2 rRNA genes are annotated in these 4190 nt (G+C 63.3%); both read left to right on the top strand.

The features are described from left to right. A 16S ribosomal RNA gene (locus DXD39_RS09200) occupies positions 1 to 705 on the top strand; the annotation flags it as partial. Positions 706 to 1101: 396 nt separating this feature from the next. Beyond that, positions 1102 to 4076, top strand: a 23S ribosomal RNA gene (locus DXD39_RS09195). The last annotated feature ends 114 nt before the right edge of the window (positions 4077 to 4190 follow it).

Genomic DNA, 4190 nt, shown 5'->3' with positions numbered 1-4190 from the left:
GGGGGGGCGATCCCCCCGTGCCGCAGCCAACGCATTAAGCGTCCCGCCTGGGGAGTACGGCCGCAAGGCTAAAACTCAAAGGAATTGACGGGGGCCCGCACAAGCAGCGGAGCATGTGGCTTAATTCGAAGCAACGCGAAGAACCTTACCAGGGCTTGACATATGGGTGAAGCGGGGGAGACCCCGTGGCCGAGAGGAGCCCATACAGGTGGTGCATGGCTGTCGTCAGCTCGTGTCGTGAGATGTTGGGTTAAGTCCCGCAACGAGCGCAACCCCCGCCGCGTGTTGCCATCGGGTGATGCCGGGAACCCACGCGGGACCGCCGCCGTCAAGGCGGAGGAGGGCGGGGACGACGTCAAGTCATCATGCCCCTTATGCCCTGGGCTGCACACGTGCTACAATGGCCGGTACAGAGGGATGCCACCCCGCGAGGGGGAGCGGATCCCGGAAAGCCGGCCCCAGTTCGGATTGGGGGCTGCAACCCGCCCCCATGAAGTCGGAGTTGCTAGTAATCGCGGATCAGCATGCCGCGGTGAATGCGTTCCCGGGCCTTGTACACACCGCCCGTCACACCACCCGAGTCGTCTGCACCCGAAGTCGCCGGCCCAACCGTCAAGGGGGGAGGCGCCGAAGGTGTGGAGGGTGAGGGGGGTGAAGTCGTAACAAGGTAGCCGTACCGGAAGGTGCGGCTGGATCACCTCCTTTCTAGGGAGACACATTCTTAGAGAGAAAACACTTTAACTCGAATAGAGGGCAGGAGCCCGTCCGGTCGATGTCCGCCAGGATAAGTCCCCGCAGCACCCGGTCCCCGGGGTCGCACCCGCGTACCTTGAGAGCCGCATAGCGATAGGAGAGAGATGGAAGATCATTCTTCCAGACTCGATTCTTTTCTGCGATTAAACGTAAGAATGATAGCAATCATTCATCCGATCCAAACAAGAAGAATTCACTTATATATGAGTGAGGAGCATCTGATCGCGAGCACAGTCAACTACTGTGCCGCGGTATGAGATACCCGAATTGCGACATACGAGCGCTATTCATGATATCGATTAATTAACTTTAGCGACACGTGGATATCCCGCGGGCCCGAGAGCGGTCCCGCAAGATACCACGGGCGCACGGCGGATGCCTTGGCACAGGGAGCCGATGAAGGACGCGGCAAGCTGCGATAATCCCCGGCGAGGAGCACACATCCTTCGACCCGGGGGTCTCCGAATGGGCGAACCCATCCACAGCAGTGTGGATATCCCCACCCCGAACACATAGGGGCGGGGAGGACAACCCGGGGAACTGAAACATCTAAGTACCCGGAGGAGAGGAAATCAATCTCGAGACTCCCCGAGTAGCGGCGAGCGAAAGGGGACCGATGGCCAAACCGTCGAGCGGGCATACCCGGCAGGGGTTCCGCCGACGGGGTTGCAGGGCCGCGCATCCGGGGGCTGCCGCCCCCGGGCGCAGGTCCGGCTGGGGAGCGGAACGGCATGGGAGGGCCGGCCGCAGCGGGTGACAGCCCCGTACGCGAACCCAGACCGGACGGCGCGACGCGGTCCCTGAGTAGGGCCGGGCACGTGAAACCCGGTCCGAACCTGGGTGGACCACCATCCAAGCCTGAGTACTACCCTGTGACCGATAGCGCACCAGTACCGTGAGGGAAAGGTGAAAAGCACCCCGGGAGGGGAGTGAAACAGTACCTGAAACCGTGCGCCCACGAGCAGTCGGAGCACCTATACGGTGTGACGGCGTGCCTTTTGTAGAATGAGCCAGCGAGTCGCTGGCGCGGGGCGAGGTTAACCGAAAGGGAGCCGGAGCGAAAGCGAGCCTTAACAGGGCGACTTGAGTCCCGCGCCGCGGACGCGAAGCCGGGTGAGCTATCCGTGGGCAGGCTGAAGCGGGGGTAAGACCCCGTGGAGGGCCGAACGCACGTCGGTTGAAAACGGCGGCGATGACCTGCGGATAGGGGTGAAAGGCCAATCAAACCCGGAGATATCTCGTTCTCCCCGAAATAGCTTTAGGGCTAGCGTCGCGCGTTCACCGCCGGAGGTAGAGCACCGGATGGACGAGGGGGCTTCGCCGCCTACCGAATCCAACCGAACTCCGAATGCCGGCGGCCCAGAGCGCGGCAGTCAGAGCATGTGGGCTAAGCTGTGTGCTCGAGAGGGAAACAGCCCGGACCGCCCGCTAAGGTCCCCAAGTTCCAGCCGAGTGGCAAAGGATGTGCGTCCGCCCAGACAACCAGGATGTTGGCTTAGAAGCAGCCATCCATTCAAAGAGTGCGTAACAGCTCACTGGTCGAGTGGACATGCGCCGACAATACACGGGGCTAAGCTGGACACCGAAGCGGCGGGATTTTAATTCATTAGAATCGGTAGGGGAGCTTCCCATGGGCGGGGAAGCCGCCGGGCGACCGGCGGTGGAGCGCATGGGAGTGAGAATGCTGGCATGAGTAGCGAGAGACGAGAGAGTAACTCGTCCGCCGTGAACCCGAGGTTTCCTGGGCAAGGCTAATCCTCCCAGGGTCAGTCGGGGGCTAAGGCGAGGCCGGGAGGCGTAGCCGACGCGCAGCAGGCAGACATTCCTGCACCGCGCACGCGGCGCTACGACCGACGGGGCGACGGATGGGGGTGGCTCGGCGGGGTTCTGGACGTCCCCGTGATGGAGCGCGGCCCGCGGACCAGGGAAATCCGGTCCGCACGAGGGCGAGGCTCCGGACGAAGCGATCAAGCGAAGCGAGTGAGCCCGAGGTCCCTAGAAAAACCCCTAGGCAGGCGCGTGCGCGCCCGTACCGCAAACCGACACAGGTGGGTGGGTAGAACATACCGAGGCGATCGGGTCAACCATGGTCAAGGAACTCGGCACAATGGCCCCGTAACTTCGGGAGAAGGGGTGCCCGCGCGTACGTGAACCGGCTTGCCCGGGGAGCGGAGGCGGGCCGCAGTGGAGAGGCCCAAGCGACTGTTTACCAAAAACACAGGACTCTGCAGAAGCCGCAAGGCGACGTATAGGGTCTGACGCCTGCCCGGTGCCGGAAGGTCACGCGGAGGAGTTAGCGCATCGCGCGAAGCCCCGAAGCCAAGCCCCGGTAAACGGCGGCCGTAACTATAACGGTCCTAAGGTAGCGAAATTCCTTGTCGGGTAAGTTCCGACCTGCACGAAAGGCGCAACGACTTGGGCGCTGTCTCGACCATGGACCCGGTGAAATTGCACTGGTCGTGAAGATGCGACTTACCCGCGGAAGGACGGAAAGACCCCGTGAACCTTCACTGCAGCTTGGCATTGGCCGCTGGTCCCGCGTGTAGAGGATAGGCAGGAGGCACAGATCCGGAGGCGCCAGCCCCCGGGGAGCCGCCCTTGGAATACTGCCCTCGCGCGACCGGCGTCCTAACCCGAGGCCGTCAACCGGCTCGGGGACCGTGCCAGGCGGGCAGTTTGACTGGGGCGGTCGCCTCCTAAAGGGTAACGGAGGCGCGCGAAGGTCCGCTCGGGACGGTCGGCAACCGTCCTTTTGAATGCAAGAGTACAAGCGGGCTTGACTGCGAGGCCCACAAGCCGAGCAGGTGCGAAAGCAGGCTCTAGTGATCCGGCGGCCCCGAGTGGGTGGGCCGTCGCTCAACGGATAAAAGGTACTCCGGGGATAACAGGCTGATCTTGCCCAAGAGTCCACATCGACGGCAAGGTTTGGCACCTCGATGTCGGCTCATCGCATCCTGGGGCTGGAGCAGGTCCCAAGGGTACGGCTGTTCGCCGTTTAAAGCGGTACGCGAGCTGGGTTCAGAACGTCGTGAGACAGTTCGGTCCCTATCCTCCGTGGGCGCAGGAGAATCGATGGAGGCTGCCCCCAGTACGAGAGGACCGGGGTGGACGCACCTCCGGTGAACCGGTTGTCGACCAACGGCACGGCCGGGTAGCCGCGTGCGGCGCGGATAACCGCTGAAGGCATCTAAGCGGGAAGCCGTTCCAGGGATTAGTTCTCCTTCCGGTAAGGGCCCAGGTAGACTACCTGGTCGATAGACGGCAGGTGCAAGGCTGGCGACAGCCTCAGCCGAGCCGCACTAATCGCCCGAGCTCTTCCGGAACCGCACCTCGCGGCCCGCGGGACCCAGCGCCCATGCGCGCGGTCCGGGCACGAGGATGCCCCCGAGTCACCTTTCCTATGCGCCATGCGGCCCCCAGGGCACGTAGATGAGACC

Origin of the sequence: Collinsella sp. TM04-29 (genome assembly GCF_003466565.1) — a bacterium.
Lineage (GTDB): Bacteria > Actinomycetota > Coriobacteriia > Coriobacteriales > Coriobacteriaceae > Collinsella.
The sequence above is the reverse complement of the archived record's forward strand: the minus strand, read 5'-3'. Positions and strand labels throughout refer to the sequence as shown.